The 24998-nt window shown below is 58.7% G+C and carries 17 protein-coding genes; 9 read left to right on the forward strand and 8 right to left on the reverse strand.

The genetic code is table 11. The features are described from left to right. Positions 1 to 2 precede the first annotated feature (2 nt). On the forward strand, positions 3 to 1385 hold the full coding sequence (locus tag R9X41_RS01545) for a DNA adenine methylase (protein WP_318633145.1): 1383 nt from the start codon (positions 3 to 5) through the stop codon (positions 1383 to 1385). Between the two features lie 17 nt (positions 1386 to 1402). Here R9X41_RS01545 and R9X41_RS01550 read toward each other — a convergent pair whose 3' ends face one another. From R9X41_RS01550 to R9X41_RS01580, 7 genes are all read right to left on the reverse strand, one after another. After that, on the reverse strand, positions 1403 to 2716 hold the full coding sequence (locus R9X41_RS01550) for an LlaJI family restriction endonuclease (protein WP_318633146.1): 1314 nt from the start codon (positions 2714 to 2716) through the stop codon (positions 1403 to 1405). After that, positions 2713 to 4641: an AAA family ATPase gene (locus R9X41_RS01555; protein WP_318633147.1), complete on the reverse strand. Its 1929-nt coding sequence runs from the start codon at positions 4639 to 4641 to the stop codon at positions 2713 to 2715. The genes R9X41_RS01550 and R9X41_RS01555 overlap by 4 nt, the downstream gene beginning before the upstream one ends. After that, positions 4584 to 5060 carry a hypothetical protein gene (locus tag R9X41_RS01560; RefSeq protein WP_318633148.1) on the reverse strand — a complete coding sequence of 159 codons (477 nt, stop codon included), beginning with the start codon at positions 5058 to 5060 and terminating at the stop codon, positions 4584 to 4586. Before R9X41_RS01560 ends, R9X41_RS01555 begins: the two co-directional genes overlap by 58 nt. A gap of 213 nt (positions 5061 to 5273) precedes the next feature. After that, positions 5274 to 6191 carry a restriction endonuclease gene (locus R9X41_RS01565; RefSeq protein WP_318633149.1) on the reverse strand — a complete coding sequence of 306 codons (918 nt, stop codon included), beginning with the start codon at positions 6189 to 6191 and terminating at the stop codon, positions 5274 to 5276. 549 nt (positions 6192 to 6740) lie between these two features. Further along, positions 6741 to 8021, reverse strand: coding sequence for an McrC family protein (locus R9X41_RS01570; protein WP_318633150.1), 1281 nt, complete (start codon positions 8019 to 8021; stop codon positions 6741 to 6743). A gap of 1 nt (position 8022) precedes the next feature. Then, positions 8023 to 10575: a DUF8426 domain-containing protein gene (locus tag R9X41_RS01575; protein ID WP_318633151.1), complete on the reverse strand. Its 2553-nt coding sequence runs from the start codon at positions 10573 to 10575 to the stop codon at positions 8023 to 8025. 203 nt (positions 10576 to 10778) lie between these two features. Further along, positions 10779 to 11057, reverse strand: coding sequence for a helix-turn-helix domain-containing protein (locus R9X41_RS01580; protein WP_318633152.1), 279 nt, complete (start codon positions 11055 to 11057; stop codon positions 10779 to 10781). Between the two features lie 189 nt (positions 11058 to 11246). On the opposite strand from R9X41_RS01580, the gene R9X41_RS01585 reads away from it, so the two are divergent. The 4 genes from R9X41_RS01585 (at position 11247) to R9X41_RS01600 (ending at position 12789) form a co-directional block, all read left to right on the forward strand. Next, positions 11247 to 11534, forward strand: coding sequence for a hypothetical protein (locus R9X41_RS01585; RefSeq protein ID WP_318633153.1), 288 nt, complete (start codon positions 11247 to 11249; stop codon positions 11532 to 11534). Between the two features lie 207 nt (positions 11535 to 11741). After that, on the forward strand, positions 11742 to 12083 hold the full coding sequence (locus R9X41_RS01590) for a hypothetical protein (protein WP_318633154.1): 342 nt from the start codon (positions 11742 to 11744) through the stop codon (positions 12081 to 12083). Continuing rightward, positions 12080 to 12355 carry a hypothetical protein gene (locus R9X41_RS01595; RefSeq protein ID WP_318633155.1) on the forward strand — a complete coding sequence of 92 codons (276 nt, stop codon included), beginning with the start codon at positions 12080 to 12082 and terminating at the stop codon, positions 12353 to 12355. Before R9X41_RS01590 ends, R9X41_RS01595 begins: the two co-directional genes overlap by 4 nt. Positions 12356 to 12444: 89 nt before the next feature. Further along, entirely contained in the window at positions 12445 to 12789 is a 345-nt protein-coding gene (locus tag R9X41_RS01600; protein ID WP_318633156.1) for a hypothetical protein, read from the forward strand. 624 nt (positions 12790 to 13413) lie between these two features. Here the strand turns inward: R9X41_RS01600 and R9X41_RS01605 are convergent. Further along, positions 13414 to 13899, reverse strand: a complete 486-nt coding sequence (locus tag R9X41_RS01605) for a hypothetical protein (RefSeq protein WP_318633157.1) — start codon at positions 13897 to 13899, stop codon at positions 13414 to 13416. A 533-nt stretch (positions 13900 to 14432) separates the two neighbouring features. On the opposite strand from R9X41_RS01605, the gene R9X41_RS01610 reads away from it, so the two are divergent. The 4 genes from R9X41_RS01610 (at position 14433) to R9X41_RS01625 (ending at position 24818) form a co-directional block, all read left to right on the forward strand. After that, positions 14433 to 15449, forward strand: coding sequence for a ParB/RepB/Spo0J family partition protein (locus tag R9X41_RS01610; protein WP_318633158.1), 1017 nt, complete (start codon positions 14433 to 14435; stop codon positions 15447 to 15449). Between the two features lie 743 nt (positions 15450 to 16192). Next, positions 16193 to 17461 carry a plasmid recombination protein gene (locus tag R9X41_RS01615; protein ID WP_318633159.1) on the forward strand — a complete coding sequence of 423 codons (1269 nt, stop codon included), beginning with the start codon at positions 16193 to 16195 and terminating at the stop codon, positions 17459 to 17461. A 183-nt stretch (positions 17462 to 17644) separates the two neighbouring features. Further along, the gene (locus tag R9X41_RS01620) at positions 17645 to 17899 is read left to right on the forward strand and encodes a hypothetical protein (protein ID WP_318633160.1); all 255 of its coding nucleotides are present in this window, start codon (positions 17645 to 17647) and stop codon (positions 17897 to 17899) included. Between the two features lie 298 nt (positions 17900 to 18197). Next, entirely contained in the window at positions 18198 to 24818 is a 6621-nt protein-coding gene (locus R9X41_RS01625; protein ID WP_318633161.1) for an anti-phage protein ProA, read from the forward strand. The last annotated feature ends 180 nt before the right edge of the window (positions 24819 to 24998 follow it).

The following is a 24998-nucleotide window of genomic DNA, read 5'->3' on the forward strand; positions in this document are numbered from 1 at the left end:
CTATGGAAAAGTATCTTGGAAACAAGTCATCGCTGCTGCCGTTAATTGACGCATTCCTACAATCACGCGCGCCAAAGGCAAAGAGTCTTTCAGATCCTTTTGCTGGCACCACCAACGTGTCCCGATACTTTAGGACGCGCGGCTGGAACACCGCTGCATGCGATGCCAACCGCTTCAGCTACGTCTTGGCTCACAGCTATCTAGGAACGGATCACGCACCCTCGTTCTTGGGCGTGAGGAAAACGAGCTTTGACAAGGCCCGGCTTCCCATATTGCGTCGAGAGTTCGAGCGGTCGGTAGCCAAAGTTGGATCTCTTTATCTTCCTGATCAAGAGCCAGTTGAAGCGCTTCAATCGCTGGAGTCGCTGAGTAGGGTCTTGGCCAGTTTGCAATCTATTGGAGAACTAAACCGCAAGCCCGGAGCCATAACCAACTATTTCAGCCAATGGGGTAAGAGGTCAGGCTATGCGAGTCTGAGGGGTACGGTCGGCAACCGTAATTACTTCTCCAAGGCCAACTCTTTGTTTCTTGATGGAGTGCTGCAGACTATTAGAGAATGGTTCGTCAACGACTTAATTTCCCCTTCTGAGACGTTCATGTTACTGACAAGCGTCTTGGAAGAGGTAGTCATTACCGCAAACGTAAACGGAACATTTCATGACTTTAATCGTGATCGCATCTGGCCGAATGCTGAGCAATCGTTCTTCTTACGCGTGCCTCTGATTTCTTGCACTGATACCAAAACCGAAATCATTAATGCCGACGCTACGAGCGCGACGGCGGCGTTCGGTAGGTATGACGTGTGCTATCTAGATCCGCCATACAATTTTCGCCAATACTCGGCTTATTACCACTTTCTGAACTTCATTGCGGCGTATCCTTTTTTGCCGAACGTTGAGGCCTATCTAGACGAGATTACTCACGTCAGGGGGCAGAACCCGAAGGATGACTTCGCGAGCGATTTTTGTTACCGAGACAAGTTCGTAGGCGCGCTGCGGCGGCTCATTGACAACGCTGATTGCGAGCACGTGGTGTTGAGTTACTACGGGGGACGCAACCACTGGAACCATTGGTCTCGAGTGGATACGCCGACGGACGAAGGTCTGCGTATCATCAGTTCTGTCTTCGAAGACCAGACGCTGTTCAGCTCATCAGAGATCGTCCCAACTCTCGATATCCGAAAAAATTATCAGAGTAGGGGTGGGGAGCAAAAGGCCCTCGTTAATGAGTACCTCTTTCATGGCGTCCGCCGTGTCCGGCGACGTCGCAGCCCACCGGACAGCGCTCTTTCACTGCAGGCGAACGATCGATTCGGGCTTTCTAACATCTTTAGGCCCGTTGTCATCGGGCCGGCCGAGCCACGCCGCTTGTTGGCAGTCGGCTAGAAATACTGCATGCGCAGCTAGGACATGCGTGTCCTAGCCGCCGGCGAGATCTCAACTGCGTCAAGGAGGCGCCTGCCGGTCGTCTCAGAGGCCTCTGGCGCATTGGGATATGAGGCGAATACGACTTTGGGTTCGATTCCCCACGCCTCAACGATCGGAAAATTCCGAGCACTTCCCTCGATGGTTGCGTCTCCCAGACGTTGCAGGCTCCACGCATCGTTCATCGGCAGAATGAATAGTGAGCGGATAGCTGACCAAGTGGACGCAACGACGGCTTCCGCGTAGTACAGCTGCTTGACGATGTCCGGTGCGCCTGGTTTGGATTTAACGAAGGGGAAGTAGTACTTCGCGTCCAAGATGAAAAGTTTGTCACCACTAGCGATAACGATGTCCGGTAGCTGCCTTTCTTGCTCCAAGATCGCGCCGTTCTCGCCGATGTAGGTCCAGGTCGGATGGCCGATGGCTTCAGCAGGCTTGGCCATTCCACCAAAAAGAACGCGACATCCATCCTCCCATACGGAATAGAAGGCTGTGGTCCCGTAAACCTCAATTTTCCGATTCCGGCTCGCGAGCCGCGAACCCAAAATCTGCTCAAGGAGCGTCAGTAATCGCAGATTGTCCGATCTGAACTGGACCCGCTTCTCAGCGAGAACTCGCTTCTGGAGGTACTGCTGCGTTGCGGTGGGGAGGGGCCATACATCAATCGAAGGGCCGGCAGCAAGCGCGGCAGTCCGGAGCTCGTCAGAGATCGGCAGTCCATATCGTCTGCTCAGAGCTGACATGAGCCCAATCTGAAGAGCTGTTATATCGTTGAACGCATCGTGCTGACGCTCCGACTCGATAGTTGGATACAGGACGGAACCACCCACCACGAGGGGTGATTGCCGCGCCATGGTCAGAGCCCAATTAGGACGCCCACCGGTCGACCGTCGTTCCACTTTCTGGCGGTAGAAGCCATGCACAGCAAACCATTCGCGAAGTGCGATCAGTGCATCAAACTCGCGAAGAACTTCTGCGTCGGAAAACTCTGGAAAGCGGAGCTCATCTACGAATGGGGCGCGCTTTTCACTTCGCGAGAAATACCCGCGCAAGATGGCGATCATGGCCGCGAGGTCAAAATTCTCAGCAGTGCTGTACTTGGGGCGCACGTGGAGGCAACTGTCGGTGAATATGACCATCCCAACGAACTCGATCGCAAGCAGACCACCGCGTTGCGCACGGAGCAAGCCCGCGGTCAGCATCAGGTCAAGGTCGTCGCGCCCTATGCCTAGCTGAGAGCACCAGGCCGAGGCCGACAGAGCAGTGCCCTCCGGCACACAGATGACAGTCATGCCTGCACAGTTTCATCCGAGGCGGGCGAGACGTTGCCAGGCTCGATGGCTAGTCCCAAAAGTTGATTAGCGATGTCGAGCGGCGTGCCAGCGCCCTCGCTCCACTGGATCGCTACGTCCGAAAAGCTCTTCGAAGAGAAGAGCTCATGCTGTCGGAACCGCAAAACGTCGTCCCATAGGTAGAGGAACAGTTTCTGAAGAACGTCACTGGCGCTCGCGAGTTGCGGCAACGTCAGGAAGTATGGGCCGATGAGCTTGTCCTCGTGAACATTTAGTTCCACCAGCCGTGCGTTCACGGCTGCACGGAATTTGTCCCAGTCGTAGATCTTCCCGCCATACATGATCCTTCGTCCTACTTCGTCGTACTTACATGCGATTGAGTAGCCCATGTAGTTGTATGACCAACGACGCCGGAACGCGGAATCAATTGGGTAGACGCCTTGGTCGGCGCTATTCATTGTTGCCCACAAATACAGATTTGAAGGTAGCCTCAACTCATCAACTGCTAGCCCCGTCTGAGCCCTGAGGTGAGCGAGTAGTTCAACCGTTGGCGCGACCGAATAGCGGCTTCGCCCTGACTCGTCTCGGTCTAGCAACTGAAGAATGTCCCCAAAAATTGCCGCCGGATTCCCGCGGTTCAGCTCTTCGATTTGGACCACAACATTCTGGTCCGGATGACGAATAGCGTGAACCAACGCTCTTGTTAGCGGGCCGGCGACAAATCGATAGTCAATCATCGGCCTGCCAAGTTCGAACGCAGTCAGGTCCAACTCGACCAACCCGATGGACACCGCGCCCTCATACACCGGCTGTGGCCGGTAGGCGCCTACGAAATCGTAGTACGAGGTCTCCGGGTGGAACTGTGTGCGAAAGACCATTGCGCCCGAGCCTGAGATCATCTCCTCCAAGCGAAAGCTCTTGCCCGAGCCGGGACAGCCGGAGATGATCACTTGGTGTGGGAAGCTCAACGGCTCCGCGTTTGGAGCAGCCGTATCGTTAGATGCCTCATCGTCCCCGCCGTCGGCCGTTGTTCCTACAGTCGCGACTGACGAGCTTACGCTGCGACTCAGCGCTAGATTTCGGCTAAGTCGCGGAAATTCCGCATCGAGCTCGTTCTGAAGAGTTGCGAATGCCCCCAGGAAGTTTTTGATTCGGAAGCGCACATCCGGCTGATATTGGTTAGCCGCCTTTTGATAAAGGGCAGCCACACCATCTATGGAGTTGGTCCCTAGTTCGACGTCGGCCCTAAGAATTTTGGAGTGTGCAATGTCGAATTGGTCACGCTCTGCGGCATCAAGCCGGAAATACCTTGCCACCTCCCATCCAACTGAATTGATCTGGAAAAGCCGCAAAAGCTTTTCTTCGTCCGCGAGCGTCGTGCCTAACTCGGCGCTCGGAACGCCATCAATAAACGTTTGAGCGTTAAACCAAGTTTCTCGGATGATGTTGGCCACTTGCTGGCCATCTAGAAGCTTCTGCATCAATGCTCGAATAACCGGGAGCTCTAGCGAAGTTCCGTTGGTGGCCCAGAACGCCGCATCAATCACCGTTCCTGCGGACTCCGCTGCAGCAACCACGGCTCTGAATTGTTCGCCAACGACGGTCAATGTAGGCGCAGCGGAACTGCCTGCAGCCAAGCCGTTATTTTTCAGCGTATTGAAGTAACGGGCGGCTGTCGCCGGAGTGGCATGGAGCGGTTGTGCTCCATGTATTTTGCTCAGCGAGCCATACGTGTGGGCCAGGCTCTTCAGCTCCGATGAGAACAGCGAAAGAGACAGCAGCGCCGGTCCACCCTTATGCGTAAGGTTGACCCGGGGCTCAAGGACAAGACCAAGGATCTCGCGATCAGAATTCGACAATGCGGCCATCAAATCTCCCTCTTCTTCAAGTGTGGCAATTTTGCAGCAGCATTGGGCTTCGGCCATAGGCTCACGCCATTTGCAGCCGACCTTCTCAAAGCGTGGGCTGAGGTTCGCTTACTGATTGACTTTTTCGATGCACGGCTGCGCGGCCGCTCTTGAGCACGGCGCCGCGTCGTTGCACCGGGGATCAGCTTGGGCCAACTGGCCAGTGGCGGAGGAACGCTTGGCACGCGTGGTGCCTGGCTAGGTGCCAACGGCGGGGGCGTTTCGAAGAGCTCGAACTTTGTTGACGGCTGCAATGTGTCGAAATTGATACGGCCGTCCGCGGACAGCGTATGCCCCAGGATTACCCGAAGCTCCTGCATGCGGTCCTGGAGTTCCGCATTCAGATCGTCGGTTTCACCGGTCCGGTCCGCCAGGTACTGGGCCTTGGCCTCTTTTTGCACAGCCCGTTTTTCCCGATTGAGGTGCGCCAGTGCCATGCGCTGATGACGCTCAATCAGGCTTGCCTGGGTCGCCCGCGACCGGATGTCTCATTGCCGCTCCCGCTCAGAAGCCGCTGGCTCGCACTGTAGCTCCGCAAAAAACCCTTGAACCCACGCATGGACCCGTAAAATGTCACATCCTTCTCTATCGTGTGTGAACCTGTGGCGCGTTAACAGCCGTACACATGCGTAGACTACACAGCTCTGCCATCAGACCGGACGGATGCCGCGACAGCCATCACTGAAAGCTGAGCAACCCCAGAACGACCGGCCTGCTGATGCGCCGCGTCGGGCCACGCGTAAGACCATCGGCTTGGCGCATCTGGGGCAACTCATGGCCGCGGGCTGATCGGCGCTGAAGCTTTGCATGGGCTCCAACCATCCCACAGGTTCGATGCGCTTCGCATCAGGCACAACCATCGGCGCAGCGGGACCTTTGACGGCAGACTTGGTGCCGGTCTTGGCCTGCTGCATCAGCCGCTGCAGGCTGGTGCCGTCGATCAGCTCGATGTTGCGACCCATTGCAAAGCGCCCGGCGTCGCGAGTGAAGGTGCCGGAAGTCACGACAAAACCACCTGCTGCGCCTTCGGCAGCCATGACGCCATAGAGCTCCCGCACGGTGGAGACACTCACTTTGAATGCCTTCCACTGTTTACACTGAACCAGGAACTTCTCCGTGCCGCGCGTAAGGACCAGGTCGATTCCGCCATCCGGGCCGGCCCCGCCGGTCTCCTGCAGGCCGTAGCCGCGGCGGCGAAAGGCTTCGCCAACCAGCAACTCGAACTCTAGCCACGACATGGTCTGAACAGTCGCGGCGGCGTCGTTGCTCGTGCTGGCCGCATCGAACAAAGCGTTTCTGCGGTGCCTGCGTACAGCCGAAACCAGTGCGCCCACTAGACAAATCACCGGCACAGCGTATTGCCCGATAGAGCCCAATCCCCGCCAAATGGCGGCCGAGGCCATCTGGCCAGCAGTTGCAGCGCCCCGTGTCACTGGCATGGGCTCGGTGGCGACCGCATGGAGGCCAACGTAGGCGATGCCGGCCATGACAATTCCTACCCACCACGGCATCATGGCGACAAAATCGATCAGGTCTTCAGCCGGGCTGGATTTTCGTCTTCTGGCCATGCTCCAATATGTGTGGCAAAGGTACCAAGACATTTTGCAACAATGCCGGTTGAGCCACTCGTGCTTCTGGCAAAGTCTTGGGCTACTCGGCCCTAGAGAGTTTTAAAGTTCTCCAGCAGCCCTTCGGGTAGAAGGTAGAGGTCGCCTTGTGCGTGAATGCAGGCGACACAGAGGTTGTTCCGCGGTAACGCGACCAGCTGTGGCAAGTTCCCACCCTAGTACTGCTTCCACGATGTCGGCTTGAGCACCACACAAACGTCTTGGTAGTGGTTCTGCCCGTTGGATGCCCCCAGGTTTGGGCAGTGCAACGGTAGTAATCAACTGGCTTTCATGCGGCTGGTCGCGGAATGACGAAAACTCCCTAATTTCTGATAGGGCAAATAATCAGAATTGAAGTGGCGTTTGCTCTTGGCAGCCTTCCGCTTGGTGCAAGAAGAAGCTGAGGCTCTCGCGTAGTCATTTCAGGTGTCGTGCCTCTCGCGAGTGAGCAAGAAGCGCCCGGTCAACCAAATCTTGATGAGGCCGGCCGACACCCTGGTTGCCCACAGGTCAATGTGCGGCACCCGGCTGCTCACAAAAGAAGGCGGGGGGCTCACCCACAAAGCGTCCCCGCTCACAGTCGAATGGAATGGCTGTCAGATGCAGCGTTTCGCTAAAGCTGAAACGCGGCAGCGGAGCATTGAACGCCGCGGTACGTGGATAGATCAGGTAGAGCTCGCCCTTGCCCCCAAGGTAATGCTGTCCGTAGGCGAACAACTGGTACATGTCCGATTGGGAAATGCCGTAGTTGCCACCGCGCCGGCCGGAGTCGAGCAGCTTCCATTTCATGTCCACCACCCACCGCCCCTGCGGCCCGCGCACCACCACGTCGGGGCGCAGTTCAAACATGGCTTCGCCCTGGTGTTGGCAAAGTGCGTGGCGGGTTGACTGGCAGACCATGTCGAGTCCTGCTGCCAGGCCGGTGCGCAGATGGTGCGTCACGTAGCGCTCGAAAAGCACCTCCATTGGGAACAGCATGCTCATGCCGCGTTGCGGTCCGGACTGCGCCAGCGGCATCTTTTCGCCCAGCACCAGTGCGCACCAGGGCCGGATCGCAGCGTAGTGGGCCATGAGCCGGCCACTGCGCCACGCGCGGAAATCGCGGGCCGTGTCCGTCGATTCGCTAATCTCTACAGTGCGCAGGCCCAGCTCCCGTGCCAGTTGCCAGTTACCGGCGTCGCGTGTGCTCGCCAGGATGCGACGCAGGGCGGAGCGCAGCAACCGGTTCTCGGGGCCGTCGGCCTGGAAGACGTCGTGGATGACCGGAATACGATGGCTGCGCTCCGGGGGCTGTCGCCATTGCGCCGGCAGGTCGATGCGGCCCCGCACGAATGTCAGCTCCTCCTGCACCTCGCGGTAATCGAACTTCACGCCGCGTTTGACCACGGCCTCCAGTTGCTCCAGGAACTGGCGGGCGACCCATTCGGTGAGGGGGCGCTGCAGCAGGGCGATGTCCGCGACTCCGCCCTGGCGCGCCTTGATGTCGAGCAGCACGGACAGCATCTTGATCAGCATCCGCCGGGCTGACATCGCGTCGGCGGCGCAGCCCACATGCTTGGGCAGTATCTCCAGCTGCAGCCCGCACGGCGTGTCCACAACGCCCACGTAGTTGTCGACGCGCAGGGTGCTCCCGCCTTCCAGTCGCACCAGGGGCAGGCCCTGGGCCGACCAGCGCTGCGAGAGCCGGCAGAGCGCCTCGAAGGCCGAGGCCGAAATGGTGTGCCGGTCCAGGCCCGCATGGCCCGGTTCGGTGGTCAGCAGGCCGAACTCGCAGATGGTGACGCTGGTCACCTCAGGCGCCGATGGTGCCGACGTAGCTGTCGGCGAAGTTGAATGCACCGACGTTCAGAACCCAGCGTTTGTCCTCGCGCATGCCGGCCTCCGTCGCGCCGAGCAATGACTCCATGGACTTGTCGGGCCGCACCAGAAACTGGTGCTGCGACGAGGGCTTGCGGTGGTCGTTCAGGACCAGGCGGATTCGGCTCCAGTCCTCAAAGAAATACTCCTGGAGCAAGGGCAGGATCTGCCAGCGAAACACGTCTGCGAGCGCCGACAGCTGCGCACCATGCCTGATTCCGAGGAAATACGCATGGCCGATGCAGTGATCGCGGTCCAGCAGCAGCTCGATCCGATCGTTGAGGGCACGCAGCAGATCGCCCAGCGCGATCTTTTCTTCGATGACCACACTGTCCAGCAACTCCGGACGGGGCCTCACTTCGATAAAGGAAAACCGGCGCCTCAAGGCGATGTCCAGGGTCGCCAGGGAACGGTCGGCGGTGTTCATGGTGCCGATGAGATGGATATTGGTGGGCACGCCGAAATCCAGCTTCGAATACGGCAGCGTCACCTGGAGCGCCTCCGGCCCGCCAGTACGCTTGGACGGTTCCAGCAGCGTGATGAGTTCGCCGAAGACACGCGACACGTTGCCGCGGTTGATCTCGTCGATCACCAGTACCCTTGGCATCTCTGCCGCCGATGTTTCTGCCGGGTGAGGATCGTCCGTCAGCAAGGCTTCCAGGCGGGCCCGGTCGAGGGAGTCCGGGCCGATGCGATACAGGGTGCGCTGGACGAACAGCTTCTTCATCAGTTCGCCGTAGGGCAATGCCGGGCTGTAGACCCGCAACCACTTCACTGCGCGCCGTTGGGCAAAACCCTGGTCGAAACCGTCTTCTTCGTCCCGTGGTGCGTACTCGTAGTCGCCGGTCACCTCGCCGATGGCCCTGAACTTCGCGTTGCCTTCGGTGACGATGAGCAGGTCGCCCCTCTGCAGCTTCAGCACGAAGAGCGCCACGGACGTCACGGCATAGGTGTTCATCTGGTCCGGGTCGTGGCCAGCCGCGCGGTAGGCCGCGCTGATGTCGCCAAGGGACTGCACGCCGCTGAAATCGACGTTCTTGCCGTATCCCAGCAGGGCATAGCCCTGGTCGATGCACTCGTCGAAGATGTTGGCCTCATCGCTCTGGGTGTTGCCGAGCGACATCTTCCAGACGGTGCGGCTCTCCAGGCCGGACGGTGCGGGCGCGCTGGCGGTCACCCGCGGCCCGGCGTCGAGGCAGATCGACTTGAAGATGCCGTCGGCCACCTCGTATTGCGGCATGCCGCCGTCGCCTCCGGGAACCGGGCGCAGACCTTCCACAAAATCCTCGTACGCAAAGCTCTGGTGGAAGGTGACGAAACGCACCCGTTGCTGCTCGACGAGGCTGTCGTAGCGCTGCTTGAGCATTGGCCTGTCGTGCAGGTGGGCGGCGTGGAATTCCGGGTCGATGATGCGCACCGCTTCATCGACCGTGCGATGCGTCTTGCCGGTGCCGGGTGGTCCGTAGAAGATCTGGTTCAAGGGTGCCTGGGCAGGAGCCACCACGGTGGCCGCTTGGGTGGCCGGCAGTAAGGTCTCGCCGGTGGGGGCGTCGTAGGCTTCGAGCAATTGCTCCAGCACGGCTGCCGTCGGCACCCTGACTTTCACGATGGCGTGGCCCGGGCCGAGCGTCGGCGCATTGGTTCCCAGGGCGCCGGTACGGGGCTTGTCCGGCCCGAATTCGTCGATGCTGCGCAGGACCGCGCTGACAGTTGCCAGCCAGGCCCCGGCGGACAAGTACAGCGTCACCGGCAGGGTGTTGTTCAACGCCACTGCGATTTCGGCTCCCGAGCCACACCGGTAGCCCGCGATTTTTTCGACGGGCGCCTGGATCGGCATGAACGATGCCGCTTGCAGTTGCTCCTGCGTAGCTTTGAAGGTCAGTTGCGCCTGGGCAGCTGCCTCTATGGTGTGCCAGAGGGCGTCGCCGTAGGCCAGCAGGTGCTGATCTCCGCGCTGAGCAATAAGTTGCTGATGTAGCTCGGACATCGGCTTTTCCTGCCCCGCGTCGGCGAGTTTCTGCAGGTGCGCGGCCTTGTAGATATTCAGGATCTGAGGTGCCTGGCGGTCTTGGTAGAGAAACGCGATCTTCCACTTGGTGACGTTACCCATGTCGGCGGCTTCGACAATCTTGAGGTCGCCCGAGCGGGCCGCCTGTGCCACGGCCACGACGAGGGCTCGCACTGTTTCAAAGGCCTGCTGCGCCGACGCGCCGTATTTTGTGGCCCATGCGTACTCGGTGCCGTACTGCACACCGTCGGTGCCGGTCTTGGGCGTCTGGTCCTTGCGGCCGTAGATACCGAATTTGAACGCCGAGCCACCCCAGATCGAACCAAGTGCTTCGGTGCGTTTCTCCAGCCAGTAGGTCAGGCAGTCCTTGTCGCCGGCCTTGCTGTACTCCTCCGGTGCCATGGTCTGCAGGCGCTCGATTGGCCACTGAGCAAGAAACTCGCTCCACAGCGCATCGCGCTCTTCGATGGGTTCATGCATAGGACAATTTTCCTCAAGATCGGGATCTGGCGTTTCGTCTGATAGGAGCCTATCAGCCCGGAATTCCGCATCGAGGTAATACGAGCTCGCCTGCTCTTCCATCAGCAGGTCGTGGTGCGATAGCACCTTGACAGTCCTGCCTTGCCCTACCTCTCCTCCCCCGAGAAGCTTTGCTTGCAGGAATTTTTGCTGAATGAAGTTGACTAGCCGGGCTTGTGAAAGGCCTTTCTCGACTTGTTGTCTAGTGCGCCGAATAGTTCAGAGAACTCAAGTCCCAGCGACGTCACAATTTTTGCAACGTTGAGAAGTGCAACGTTGCGCTCGCCTCGTTCGATTCCACCCATGTAGCTTCGATCAATTCCACATTGATCGGCGAAGGCTTCTTGTGACAGTCCTTGAGCCTTGCGGTGATGCCTAACCGCCTCTCCAAACGCTACCAGGACAAGGGGCTTTTGCGTTTTGGCGATCGGGGGCGTAGGCATGTGTTCATGCTCGTCGTATGAGGACCAAGAAACCACGGCAAATAAGTACGCGGCCTAAAAGTACACGGTTGAAAAGTACCCGGACTATGAGTACCATTTGAGCATTGCGATGCAACTTGCATCAAACAGGCCCGGTGAGCAACTGCACCAGGCGTACGAGTCCAGTGGGTCGTTGTGAGGTAGCACAAGGTGAGTCTGAAATCCGTTTGTGGCGCTGCAGTTGTTGCAACGCTTGTCCTGTTCGTTTCGTCATCCTGTTGGGCGATGCCTCCTGCGGCCGGGCAGATTGAATCTCTGTGCGAAAACTTACATCAACCTCAAGCGGCAAGGCTTGAGATGCCAACCTTCGACTTCGAAGATTTCCGGCACATGCGAGGCACCGAGGCTGGCTGCCTGCCCAAACTCACGAATGGCGTGAAGCTCCTAGCCTTCGGCAGAGCGCAGTTCATCGACCTCGACGTAGGCCGCGCTTCATGACCTGGATGGCCACCGGCGATGGTGACATTCACGTTGAAAAGCCGAGGCCGAGCGATGCCAAGCCCTGACGCCCTCGTCGATCCGCGCCGTTGCGGCGGGACACTGTGGGACCGCATCGACCAACATGATTGGGAGCGCTACTGCCAGGGACACCTAGTACCGCACCCCTGGGCTTCCCTGTGGTGTCGCTCGCCCACGGGCACCCCCGTGAGCGTGCAGGCAGGAAGCCTGGAAAGCATCATCTGCGTCTGCGCCAATCACGGGCAGCGGCAACGCATCCAGCGATTGGTTCGAGACCCGCGGCTGGACGATGCCGACATCCATCCTGCCGCACGCGCAGACATCTCCATCTACCTGCAGGATCGCCATGCGCTTGCTGCGGTATTGCTGCGAAGCGCTGCTGCGCGCTTGTATGTCTGCAGTCTCAATCCCTCGCACAGCGACCTAGATTTAGTCGAATGGGCCCAGGACTTCTGCATCGCAATCGAAACGCAAGCGGCTTCCTGTGCGGTGCTGCCGCTGCCCTTGAACCTGAAGGAAACCCCGTGAACACACTTAAGTCCGCAGCTGAATGGGATGCCCAGGAAAGAGAAATCCTCGAGATGATCCGGCGCAGCGACGCAGAAATGGCGAATGAACGCCACAACCGCCGCGTCCTGCTCGCCGCTGTCATCCTCGCGGGTTTGGGGCCGGCATATGGGCTGGTCAGCTTGGTGTCCCAGGACTGGGTGCCGGTGCCATCTGCGCCTGTCCAGATTCAGAAAGCCCTGACCCCGGCAAGCAGATCAGGCGGATGTCCATCGCAAATGGGGCTGCAGTGATGATCGACCGATGCATCTATGACTTGTCCGTTTCCGCTGAGGAGGGCCAGACCTCACTTAGCCTTCGCCAACTTCCTTTGGCAAGAAAGATGGCCGAACTCCTGCTGCGCCCGCGGCTGATGGAAGCAGGGCGCATCCAGTATTCAGGACCGAGCGCAGATCTGCTGTGGTTGCCCCTGGAGGACCACGGTACTGCCTACGTGCAACTCATGCTCGTCGACCTGGACGTCGAGACGCTTGCTGCCGTCGCCGAAATCGCCAATGTCCTCGGGGCGCAGTTCGTGCCGCGCGATGGTGGTCCACCTGTCGCGGCCGATGCCGAGGCGATCTGCCGCGATATCGCGCGCAGAGCGCTGCATCGCATCCGCACGCCTAGGCTTTCGCTCTATGCAACGGCCCTTGCCCGCGAAGCCGAACTGGAATTGGTGGACTGAGATATCAACATAAGGCTGGGCTGGGCTGGGCTGGGCTGGGCTGGGCTGGGCTGGCGCGCATGGCATGGTCAGCGAAGGGCAGCCATCGCACGGAGGCATGTGCACGCTTGGCCAACTCCATCTTCATTCGAGCAGCGTTAACGCGACTCCGTGCATGGCTGCGAGCGTGTGAAGTTTCTACGTAGAAAGTCCTGGTCGTCCGCGATGTAGAAACCTAGCTGTGTAAATCTCCGAGATAAAGATGAGCCTGATGTCCACAAAAAAATCTGCTGATCGGTCATCCACGGCGAAAAAGGCAAGCGCAAAAGGCGACGCGTTGGCGGCAGCCCAAGATTCGAGCAGAACGGTAGTCTTGAATACCGCTTTGCACCTCCGGCTGATGCGCAATGGCGAGATCAAAGCCTCTACGTACGAGACTGCGATGTGTGCGCTCAAAAAACTCCGAACTCCATAGGTAGGTTGAAGCCAAGACCGCCTGTTGCCGAATATGTAAATGCTTCAGCGGAACCGGGTTGGCGGAAATTTTCTACGTAGAAAGTGTCGCAGGCCTCCCGCGGCAGAGGTGTTCGACGACAGGAAAGTTTCTACGTAGAAACTGCCATGACTCTGGTCTCGGCACTTCCTTCATCTGGCTTTGTCCGCGATGCTGGTAGTGCAGGAGACCGTCTTCTTTTTCGATTGCTTCTTCGCTGCCGGCGCCTCCAAGGACGCGATGGCCAGTCGTGCCTGGTGGGCCGCACTGATGTTCAGTACAAGCGCGGGATTCGCCTGGAGTTCCGCGTACTCGTGAATCAACTTGCGTAATTTTCGGATATCTGCCGTCCTGTCCTCGATACCGTGTTTATGTGCAACGTGAATCGCAGTGCGGCCATGGAGGAGCTGGGAAAAGGGAAACAGCCGGGTAGGCGTACGAATATCCTCGCAGCATTCGACGCGTTGTGTCAGATATCGTCGCCCGCCATTGTCTTGTTTGGCCGGTGGATGGTCGCGTCGCTCCTGCAGGTTGTCGAAGTCGATGGCCGCTTTGAGTAGCGTGTCATCCAGGTGGATTTTTTCGAGAGCCATGTTCAGTCGGTCGGGAGTTTCGAAGATGCTTCGTTGCTGAGCCATTGCAGTGTTCCTAAGTGTGCACTGCCGGATTGACAGTGGCTGCAATTTTTCATTTTTTGAATTCGGTCAGCAATTCGAGCGGAAGCAGCGCGCTGCCTGCGATGGCGAATAATGGTGTATTGAATACTTCGTATTCCATCGACGCGGCATTGAAGCTCCCCTGCGCAGGCCCAGTCACTCCTGTTTGGGTTCGTCCGATGGTTTATGGAGTACCAATAAAACCATCAACAGCGCTTTTTTCGTTCAGGCCTGGGCAGGGCGGCTTCCGGAAAGCACTCAAATTTCCCACCCCTTTCAGCCTCGTTTCGGCCAACAGTTCATGTTTAGCTGGCTAACATCCATCCATGCGTTGCCAAAGGCGCTGCACTTGCGAACCACAGTTGTGGAAGGCAAGTGCGGCCAAGGATCCAGACCTCGCACGCCGTAATGGCTGGAATTGCGGCATTCATGGTTCACACCAGTAGCCGCTGCATGCCCGCACGTTCCTGGCGCTGTTTTGCTTGACTTTCTGCCTACCGGAGTCTGGATCTGCCATGCCCCACGCTGCTTATGAAAACGCCCACGCTGACGATGAGTTCCTGGATCAGCCGTGCTCGACGCAGGTTGACATCGACATCGGAATCCCGGATGTGGTCTCCCCCGTTACCGGATCGACGATCCTCCTTGATCCCCACCAGATCGCACCGCCCGCAGGGCCGCGACGCCATGCTTCCTCTTTTGATACAGAGGCATTCCATGAGCTCTGCACGTTGGTGAAACATGACGGCGGAAATGCGGTCCCGATCTTGGTACGCGCCACACCGACGGCGTCGCTGCCATTTCAGGTGATTCGGGGTGAGTTGCGTTTGCGCGCGTGCGTCCTGGAGGCCGTGAAAGTCCGTGCAGTCATCGCGCCGGATGGCACCGATGCCGATGACTGCCTGGAGTCCATTCGCGACAACATGGCGCAAAGCACATTGTCTACGTACGAACTGGGGCAGCGTCTCGTGCATGCGCTGGAAATGCTCCGTCCCATCACACAAACTGAACTGGCTGTGCGCCTCGGTCTCAGTGCGTTCAAGGTATCGAGGGCGGTCTCGATGGCGCAACTACCTGCCGTTGTTGTGTCCGTTTTTACCTCGCCGTCGGATATCCAGAATCAAGACTGCCTGACGCTTAAAAAGGCACTAAAGGAAGACGCCGACGCCGTGCTGCTGAAGGCAGCCGATTTGATAGAAAAGAAGGAACGGCTGAAAGGGCCCGAAGTGGTCAGGTGCCTGACGGCAGCGGTTGCCGCACAGAAAAATACAGAGCAAGCGTCAACCAAAGTGGCGATCGTGCCACGGCCTCCGAAGGCCATCATGCTTTTTGGCGCCAAGGTCGGGCAGTATCAGAGAACAAAAGAGAATGTTTTCCAGATCGAACTTCAGATATCCATGAGCGCCGCTGAGGAGGAGATTGCTGTCGGTAGTCTTCTGAAACACCTGGAGTCTGGTGTGCTGAAAGCGTTGAAAATGAAAAACAAGATGAAAACTGTTTTGACCGCAGTTGAGCCAATGGCCGTTTCATGAAACATGGGTTTGAATAATGCCCGCAGGTGCGTCTTGCACCGTGCAAGAAGGGTAGGGCGGGAGGTCAGGCGCAGCAATGGGCGTGTCTTTTCATAGGACTGCGGAGCTCGGGCCTTAGTCTGTTAACTACGGCCGACTTTTTCCCTGGTCGCGCAGGGGAGGCGAGGGTGCACGAGCGCCAGGTCTTCGTGCACGGTAGGGGCCGCCTCGGCCACGAAGTCAGCCCATTGACGAAGCAAATAACTCGCGAGCGATGGTGCGGACCGATGACGAAGCAGCGTTTACAAATACGCAGAGACTTCGATTTCGAATCCATCTACGAAATCGATGCGATCACCGAGAACGAAGGCATGGGGATAGGGCTCCCTTCGGGCACGATACCCTTTCGTCAACGAAGAATTTTCCGTTAACGGCGTTACGGTGGGAAGGGGCAAAGCCCCTGGAACTGCATCGAGACCGATGAGGCTTCGGGAGCGAAGTCACTTCGCTATCGATGAACGACGGTACCGATGTTGTCTTCGAATTCGAAAGCACGTTACGTTGCCGGTGGGTTTACTTCCTCTTTGCCAGTGTGTTTGTTGCGTTCCGATAACGAAGGTGTCTTTGGTTTCGATGGGGCATCGCCCGAGACGGTGTTCGGCACCAAAGCCGCCCAATGAACAGGCCCTTAACTCGGCACTATTGCGTTTCTGGATACAACTTCGCGGCAAAGTCATGGCATCGACATTTTTCAGAGGCATGCCATGGCGTCATCAAATCAATCTCCGAAAACGAAGGGGCTGGCGACGATTAAAGGTCGTCCACGCGCACCCGTGTTGACTGCCCTGTTTCCGCGGGAGCCAACGGACACGACACGCCCGCAGTTTGTGCGTGTAGAGACTTACGCGGTGCAGGGTGTGGCTCATAAAACCAAAGCGGGAGCCAATCAGAAGCCCAAAGCCAGCATTTCACAAGTGCTCCAGGAAGCGCTGCGTTCGTCACCGGAGGGCTACCGCCATTTGACGAATCAAGGACTGAAGCCCGAGCCGCCGCGTATTCTTTTTGGGCTCGAGGTCCAGGAGTTGCAAGATTGGTACGAAAAGCATAAAGCACGCGCTGCAGAAAACTCTGCTGCTTATGTGGTAGAGAAAACCGGCCTGATGCACGTTCGACGACAAGACCGCAGGTGGCCCACGTTGCTGGCAGAGGTCGCCTCGTTCCCCGGGCCTCCCGATGAAACCGACGACCACTATTTGCTGTGGCGCGAGCGGTGCGTCGCTCGACTAAAACGGGTGTATGGCGACGAGCTTTTGAGTGTTATCGAACATACGGATGAGCCGCACGGCCACATTCATGCCTTGGTCGCCCATGCGGACGCCACGCCGGTCAGGGCCCTGCATCCGGGGCACCGGGCATCTGATCGACTGAAAGCAAAAGGGGGAACACCCAAGGAGCAGCAGGACGCATACAAGGCTGCGTTGAAAGAATTCCAAAGCGACTTCTTCAGCTTGGTTGGCCGGCCTGCTGGGCTCGAGCGCATAGCGCATGTGCCGAGGCAACGTCACAGCTACCAGCAAGCGAGAGCGAACAAGCAGGCAGAAGCGGAGTATGCGGAGCGCGTGCAGGCACTGATCAAAAAGGAAAAGGCTCTACAAGCAGAAGCAACGAGGCTCACAGCGATTCTTGTGCAGCGGCAGGCCAGCATCGATGCCGAGACAGAGACCGCCATGCAGCTGGCTTATCGGAAGGCGACCGAAATGGCCGAGGCCAAGCATGCGAAACGCGCGAAGGAACTGGCTGAAGAGGAGGCCCGGCTTATGGAAATCCGAAGAAAGCTCGATATCGAAATTGCAGGCCTTGGCCAAGTCGCCGAGCGGGTCCGCTTGATGCAGCAACGCGAACGCGAGCGATATACACGGCTGCTCGACGCTTTGAAGTCGGAGGTCGACACGGACCTATTCCAACGCATCATTGATGTTGCAGCTGCTGGCTTGGGTTCGATAAATGCGCAACCTTCTCCTCATCCGTCTTGACCTTTGCCGTCGACTTCGCTGCGCGCGGTTTGGGCCGGCATTCGTCAGTCCTATAAGCTGCGACGAGCGGTGTCTCGGGCGGCGTTGCAGCGGCTGATCCAAGAGTCGTTTGATGGCATGCGCGACGCCTGATTCATTGTCGAATGCCCGGCCCCAGACTTGTCTAAGGCAATCGAAGGCGACATGGTGTTGAAGGCGGCACTCATGGAGCCACCGCTGGCGCTGGAAGCTGCGCTGCTCTCCATGCACAAGGAAAGGGTGTTCGACCTCGCCTGCGGCATCACCGTGCTGACCTGCCACGAGCTGGTGATAGACCTCACCGGCACCAGCCTGTCTGCCGGGGGAAAATCGGCGTCGAGGTCGAATTTGGACGCTTCCTGGCTGACGCAACGTCGCATTGCTCGAAGGTGGCATCGAGACCTTGAGCGAGGCCGATGAAGCGCGAGACCGCCTGCTGTAGGGCTACGAACACAATGGCGATGCGGCGGTGCTCTGCTAACCGTCGAACGCCGTGCTCGCTCGCCGGGGTGCAAGGCGTCGATCGTCACGTCGCATGGAAGCTCAATCCAGCAATGGCAAGCCAGAAACGATCCTCAACTGAAACAATTTGACTCGTTTGTGGAAGAATAAATCGACAGTGCCTGGTTCATAGCTGGATGCCGGGCCCTTCATGGATCGTTCACTAATCTCGGCAGGACTTGGATCCTTGGGCTGGCGAGGCGGCGGGAAGCGTTAAATGACAGACAACAAGGCGACCGAATTCGACAATGAGCGCATAGAAGAGGTTGCACCTCCGCCGTTGGTGGTGAGACTTGAATCCTCCGTTGTCGAAAAACTGAACCTGGCCGACTTTCAGAATTCGGTGCCGATGTTGCGCGATTTAAAGATCGCGAATGACACTGAGGCCGCGTTGCATGGGCTTGACGTTTGGGTTGACGCAACCCCTGCGTTCTTGAAGCCGAAGGTATGGCGTATTGAAGAGGTCGCAGCCGGCGAGACCTGTTCCGTTTCAGACCTCGACGTCCAGCTGGATGGCCCGTTCCTGACACGCCTTACCGAGGCGGAAAAGGCGACAGTAACTTTTACGCTGCGGCCTCGTGGAGACTCGACACAGGTAATTGCGCGGGCGGACCGTAAGGTTGAGTTGTTGCCACGCAATCAGTGGGGTGGCCTCTCCCATCTGCCCGACCTCGTGGCTGCATTCGTACAACCGAATGATCCGGCAGTGGACCGGCTGCTCAAGCAAGCCGCCGAGGTCCTGAGAAACAACAACAAGAACCCTGCCTTGGATGGTTATGCGGGAGGCAACAAACGAGCATGGGAGTTGGCATCGGCTATCTGGAGTGCCATCGCTTCGCTAGGTCTCGACTATGCCCTTCCACCGGCAAGCTTCGAACACGCAGGGCAAAAGGTCCGGGGCACCAGCCATATCCTGGAATCTGGTTTGGCGACCTGCCTGGATCTGGCGCTGATGTTTTGCTCGGCCCTTGAGCAGGCTGGGCTCAACCCGGTGCTCGTGTTCACCAAAGGCCATGCCTTTGCCGGTCTTTGGTTGAAGGCGGAACAGTTCACCACTGTCGTCGTGGATGACGTGACGGCGGTCCGCAAGCGCGTGAAATTGAAGGAGATGGTGGTCTTTGAGACCACCATCATCACGCACCGTCCTGCCCCCAGTTTCACCTACGCGACCGAAAGGGGAGTCGAGCAGATCGGCGAACCTTTGGAAGAAACCTTCGAGTTGCTGGTTGATGTCCGCCGCGCCCGGATGCAACGCATCAAGCCTCTGGCTAATGCCGAGGCGATTGCGCCAAGTGCTGCGGTCGAACAGCCAATCATTGCCGAGCCTGCCTTCGCTGAAGCACCGGAACTCCCTGAGGAGGACGCAAGCCCAGAGGTCGATGCCGGAGCGCTCAACCCCAAGGATCGTCTTGCCAGGTGGCAGCGGAAGCTGCTGGATCTTTCGTTGCGCAACAACCTGCTGAATTTCAAGGGCAGCAAGAAGGCCTTGAAGCTGGAGGCACCGGACCCCAGCCTGCTCGAAGACATGTTGTCGGAAGGCCAGATTCTCAAGGTGCTCCCGCGACCGGACTTGATGGATGGAGCCGATCCGCGCAGCCAAGCCATCTACGAAAGCAGGGAGCGTGAAGACGTTCGTCGAATCCATGCACTTGATGGCTTGAAGCGCAAGGAAGTCTTCGTGGGCGTGGTCAAGGACGAGTTGGAGGCACGCCTGGTCGAGCTTTACCGAACAGCGCGTACGACCTTGGAAGAGAGCGGCTCGAATACCCTCTACATCGCACTTGGCTTCCTGTCCTGGACCAGGGACGATCGTGAGGGCCAGAAGTACCGCGCGCCGCTGATTCTTGTGCCCGTCACCCTGGGCAGGAAGAACGCGAGGTCCGGCTTCACCCTTTCCTTGCATGACGATGAGCCGCGGTTCAATCCCACCCTGATCGAAATGCTCAGGCAGGACTTCAATCTTAGCCTCGGGATCGCTGAAGGCGAGCTGCCCAAGGATGATCGAGGGCTCGACATCCAGGCGCTTTGGAAGACCGTTTCGCACGCAATCAAGGACATCAAGGGCTGGGAAGTGTCCGAGGAGGTCGTGCTGGCGATGTTCTCGTTCGGCAAGTATCTGATGTGGAAGGACCTGACCGAACGCACGGACCAGCTCCGCCAGAACGCCGTGGTGCGGCATCTGATCGATTCGCCCAGGGACAGCTATCCCGCCGGGATTCCGTTTCCGCATTCCAAGAACCTTGATCGCGAGTTTGGGCCGGAGCAGACCTTTTGCCCGCTGCCCGCAGATTCTTCCCAGTTGTCCGCCGTCATGGCGGCTGTGCGCGGCAAGGACTTCGTGCTCATCGGCCCGCCCGGCACCGGCAAGAGCCAGACTATTTCGAACCTCATAGCGCAGTGCCTGGCTGAGGGAAAGCGAGTGCTCTTCGTCTCCGAAAAGATCGCGGCTCTGGACGTTGTTTTCCGCCGCTTGCGGGAGGTGAAGCTGGGTGAGTTCTGCCTCGAACTCCACTCGAGCAAGGCGCGAAAACTGGATGTCCTAGCTCAGCTCAAGACCTCGTGGGAGTCCACGGGACATATTGACCAAGATCAATGGCGGGCAGAGGCGCAGCGTCTGAAAGCACTACGCGACGAACTGAATGTCTATGTCGAGCGGCTTCATTTTCGTTTCGCCAATGGCATGACCATCTATGAAGCCATTGGACGTGTGGTCGATGGAGACCTGGTTCCGCATCTGGCGCTTTCATGGGATGTGGCGCATGCCCATGACGCGCCGACCATGGCGCGCATGCGTGAAGTGGTTGAACGCCTGGACGTCAATGCCAAGGCGCTCGGCTACGACAACTTGCTGAAAAGTGCGCTCGCAGATGTCGGTCATACGGAGTGGTCTCCCCGTATTCAGCAAAGCTTGGTGGAAGCCGCTCGGGCGGCCACGCCGGTTGCAGAGCGTGTGTTGGCAACGTTCGATAAATTTGCGGCGGCATGCGGCTTGCCATCTACGGCGTCGGCACAACGCAGCCGCGAGTCCTTGCGCTCCCTTGCGTTACTGTTGCCTGACGCAGCGGGTCACGACTGGAGATTCGCTGCCAGAGCCGATGCCCCGGCCATCGTGGCCCGACTTCGACGGGGTGTCGACCTGCTGGAGCAACACCGGAGCCTCACCGCGGCCTTGTCGCCGTCCTGGCCTGCTTCGATCATGGCGTCATGTCGGCGGGGGCTGCTGCTGCTGGAGCAGCGTCGGGACCTGCTAAGCGGGCTGGGCAATCCTTGGGGCGACGACATCATCGGTGAGCTGGAAACAGGACTCGGCCTGCTGGCCGAAATCGCTGCTGCCACCGCCCAGCTTTCAGTGAAATACGGCGAGAGCATAGAGCAACTCAACGTGTCACTGTTGCAGCGGGAATATGCCAAGGCTGAGAAGGCGGTCTGGCCTCTCTCGCACCTGGGCAAAAAGAAAATCAGACAGGCGGTGGAAGCCTGCGTCAGCGGAGTTGGCGAGCCCGATGTGCCTGCCGACCTGATGCTGTGGACCCGCATCAGGGAGCTGAGGGCTCAGGTCGAGGCGGTTGAGATCGGCGCGGCGGTCGAAGGCATTTGGTCCGGTTTGAAAACCCGGCCAGAGTTCGCAGAGGCTGCGATCAGGCTGCAGCGCGCGTTGGCCTGCGGAAAGAGCAGCACTCCGTGGGATGACCAGGATCTCGAGCCCGTGGCGAATGGCCGCTGTGGCGACCGCCTGGCGGGAGAGCTCAAAACACTGAGGGCGCTGAAAGCCCTCGAGGAAGAGCTTGACTCACTGGAGAACCTGGCCAGCCCGACTGTCCAGCTTTGGGCAGGTCGGTCGACCCGGCCGGATGTGCTCGAAGCAGCGCTTTCCTTCGTGGATGCTTTGGACCTAGTACGCGCAAAGGGCCCCTTATCGGGAGATCACCCGAGGGTCTCGACCGGCGAATGTGGTCTGGCATTTTACGAAGACGTCCAAAGGATTCGCCGGCGCGTCGAGGTTGAAAAAGGCCTTGTTTATCTAACGGATCTGACACTGCTGACCAACGGGCTTTGGGTTGATTTGGGTACCGCAATAGACCAGATCGAGAAGGCGGTAGCGTTTCAGGCATCTCTCGCCAAGGCTATGACAGGCCTTGCGGAGAAACCGGAAGAATTGCAGGCTGTGGCAAGTGCCCTGGAGCAACTGCTTGGAGACAACGTCGCATTGCTGGATCCGTCTGGCGCGCTCTCGCTGGATGCCGCGCAGTACCTCGCTGCCCAGGCGGAACTGCAGCCGGCCGTGGACCACCTGGGTTCTGTTGCTGCATTTCCCGACGCGTCCAAGACCAGAATCAACGCGCTCGCCCTACCAGCACTCATCGCGCACTGCGACGGCATCGTCCGTTCGGAAGCGCGGCTCAATGCCTGGTGCGCCTGGCGCAAGGTCAGGGATCAGGCGATCCAGCTGGGCCTTTCTGGTGTCGTGGCCGGTGTCGAGAACGCCGCCGTACCACTTGGCCAACTGCGCAACGCTTTCGAGACCAACTACAGCCGCTGGTGGCTGAATCTTGTGGTCGATAACGAACCCGTCATCCGGACCTTCGTTGCGGCCGAACATGAGAAGCGCATCAGTGATTTCAGGGCGCTTGATGCACGGCATGTCGAACTGACACGTGCCTGGATAAGGGCATCCCTCTGTGCCGATCTGCCGCAGCAGGACGAAGTGACGCGCAGTTCCGAATGGGGTTTGCTTCGTCATGAGATGACCAAGAAATCCAAGCACCTTCCGCTGCGGACCTTGATGTCCAGCCTGCCCACGGCGCTCACCAAACTCACGCCCTGCCTCTTGATGAGTCCGCTGTCGATTGCGCAGTACCTGAGTGCAGATGCCAACGCCTTCGACGTGGTGGTGTTCGATGAGGCTTCGCAGATCCCGGTCTGGGATGCCATTGGCGCCATTGCCCGCGGCAAACAGGTCGTGATGGTGGGTGATCCGAAGCAATTGCCGCCGACCAGTTTCTTCGACCGCGCCGAGGCTACCAACGAGGACGATGAACTCGAAGGGGATCTGGAAAGCATTCTGGACGAGTGCATGGGGGCCAACCTGCCGACCATGAATTTGTCCTGGCATTACCGGAGCCGCCACGAAAGCCTGATCGCGTTTTCCAACCATCGCTATTACGGTGGGTCGCTAGTGACCTTTCCCTCGCCAGTGACGGAAGATCGGGCAGTCAGCTTCCACTACGTAGATGGCACCTATGAAAAAGGCGGTGCCCGGACCAACAAACCTGAGGCCATGGCCGTTGTTGGCGATATCGTGCGCAAGCTCAAGGAACCGGGTTTCCGGGCCTCGGGTCTGACGATCGGCGTGGTGACATTCAATTCCGAACAGCAGTCCCTAATTGAAGATCTGCTGGACGAAGCGCGACGCAAGGATCCTTCGATCGAGCCCCACTTCGCAGAATCGGCGCTGGAACCGCTGTTCGTCAAAAACCTGGAAAGCGTTCAGGGTGACGAGCGCGACATCATGTATTTCTCCATCACCTACGGTCCTGATCTGACGGGCGCTGTGTCGATGAATTTCGGTCCGATGAACCGGGACGGTGGCGAACGCCGATTGAACGTCGCGATCACGCGCGCACGGCAAGAGCTGCGCGTGTTTTCCAGCCTGCGTGCCGAGAAAATGGACCTGGCACGCACACAGGCACGTGGGGTGAAAGACCTGAAGCATTTCCTGGAGTTCGCCGAGCGAGGCACTAAGGCCCTGGCTGAGGCGACTAAGGGAAGCCTCGGCGGCTTTGAGAGTCCATTTGAGGAGGCCGTTGCATCTGCGCTCGCGAGCAAAGGCTGGGAGGTGCACACACAAATCGGTGCATCGTCTTTCCGCGTTGATCTGGCCGTGGTTCATCCCGATGCCAGAGGTACGTATCTGAGCGGCGTCGAATGCGACGGTGCCACCTATCACCGGTCGGCCACTGCGCGTGATCGTGACATGCTGCGTGAACAGGTGCTGAGGGGTTTGGGTTGGGAGGTTGTGCGGATCTGGTCGACCGATTGGTGGGTCGATAAGGTCGGTACGCTTGACCGGGTCGATCGGCAATTGAATGAGTTGCTCGCCAATAGCCGGGCTCTGCGGGCGGAGGAATTGGCTCAGCAGGACGCACGTAATGAAGCGAAGGACGCGATTGAAAAAGCGCAGGCAGAGGCACTTTCGGTTCCGGCGGATGATGTTTCTGGCCAGGAGTCAGCGGCGCAACGTGCCGAGGAATTGGCGAATGAGCCTGCAATACCTGCAGCTTTGTATGCCCGAAACCAAGCGGGCGAGGTCCAAGAGCCTCAAGTGAAAGCTCAGTACACGGTTGCTGATCCAACCCAAGCTGTTGCCTCCGTGAGCGCCAATGACTTCTTCGATCGCGGATATGACGAGACGCTCAATAAGATGATTGAGCACATAGTCAAGGCAGAAGGGCCAATTCAGGACGCTGTATTGTCACGTCGAATCGCGCGTGCCCATGGGTGGCAGCGGACCGGTGCTCGGATCCACGACCGTGTGATGGCTCTGGCGAATCGGTCATTTGAAGTGACGGAAGAGGAGGGCGTGTTCTATTTCTGGCCTGCGGCCGCTGGAGCGGAGGCTCATTCCGGCTACCGGTCTCCTGGGGATGATGTTCGGCCTATTGATGAAATATGCATGCCGGAGTTGGTCCAACTTGCTAGAAGCGTGTTGAAGGATTTTTCCGGAGACGCCGCAATTGCGGCTATGGCGGATGAGCTCGGCTTGGGGCGTTTGAGGACAGCTTCACGAGAGCGGGTACTCAAAGCCATTAGCAACGCGGAGTTGATCGGAGACCGCTGAGATAGTCCTTTGAGTTCCGGTAGTCGTTAAAGATCAACGCCGCAGGTACAGCCGCCGCGTGTCCGCCTTGTCATCGTGCCCACCTAAAACTAGATGCACACGATCCTTGCCGCCTCGCGGCTCGCAATCAGGAAGACCTGGCCGGACGCGTTCCGAGCGGGGGTGCGATGAAGGATGGCT

The organism is Xylophilus sp. GOD-11R, assembly GCF_033546935.1.
Classification (GTDB): Bacteria; Pseudomonadota; Gammaproteobacteria; order Burkholderiales; family Burkholderiaceae_C; genus Xylophilus.

Excerpts from the sequence above, each read along its gene's own strand:
- R9X41_RS01575 (WP_318633151.1), bottom strand. The coding sequence starts at position 10,575 with ATGCATGAACCCATCGAAGAGCGCGATGCGCTGTGGAGCGAGTTTCTT.
- R9X41_RS01550 (WP_318633146.1), bottom strand. The coding sequence starts at position 2,716 with ATGACTGTCATCTGTGTGCCGGAGGGCACTGCTCTGTCGGCCTCGGCC.
- R9X41_RS01565 (WP_318633149.1), bottom strand. The coding sequence starts at position 6,191 with ATGGCCAGAAGACGAAAATCCAGCCCGGCTGAAGACCTGATCGATTTT.
- R9X41_RS01560 (WP_318633148.1), bottom strand. The coding sequence starts at position 5,060 with ATGGCACTGGCGCACCTCAATCGGGAAAAACGGGCTGTGCAAAAAGAG.
- R9X41_RS01580 (WP_318633152.1), bottom strand. The coding sequence starts at position 11,057 with ATGCCTACGCCCCCGATCGCCAAAACGCAAAAGCCCCTTGTCCTGGTA.
- R9X41_RS01625 (WP_318633161.1), top strand. The coding sequence starts at position 18,198 with ATGACAGACAACAAGGCGACCGAATTCGACAATGAGCGCATAGAAGAG.
- R9X41_RS01615 (WP_318633159.1), top strand. The coding sequence starts at position 16,193 with ATGGCGTCATCAAATCAATCTCCGAAAACGAAGGGGCTGGCGACGATT.
- R9X41_RS01555 (WP_318633147.1), bottom strand. The coding sequence starts at position 4,641 with ATGGCCGAAGCCCAATGCTGCTGCAAAATTGCCACACTTGAAGAAGAG.
- R9X41_RS01600 (WP_318633156.1), top strand. The coding sequence starts at position 12,445 with ATGGCCGAACTCCTGCTGCGCCCGCGGCTGATGGAAGCAGGGCGCATC.
- R9X41_RS01620 (WP_318633160.1), top strand. The coding sequence starts at position 17,645 with ATGGTGTTGAAGGCGGCACTCATGGAGCCACCGCTGGCGCTGGAAGCT.
- R9X41_RS01605 (WP_318633157.1), bottom strand. The coding sequence starts at position 13,899 with ATGGCTCAGCAACGAAGCATCTTCGAAACTCCCGACCGACTGAACATG.
- R9X41_RS01545 (WP_318633145.1), top strand. The coding sequence starts at position 3 with ATGGAAAAGTATCTTGGAAACAAGTCATCGCTGCTGCCGTTAATTGAC.
- R9X41_RS01610 (WP_318633158.1), top strand. The coding sequence starts at position 14,433 with ATGCCCCACGCTGCTTATGAAAACGCCCACGCTGACGATGAGTTCCTG.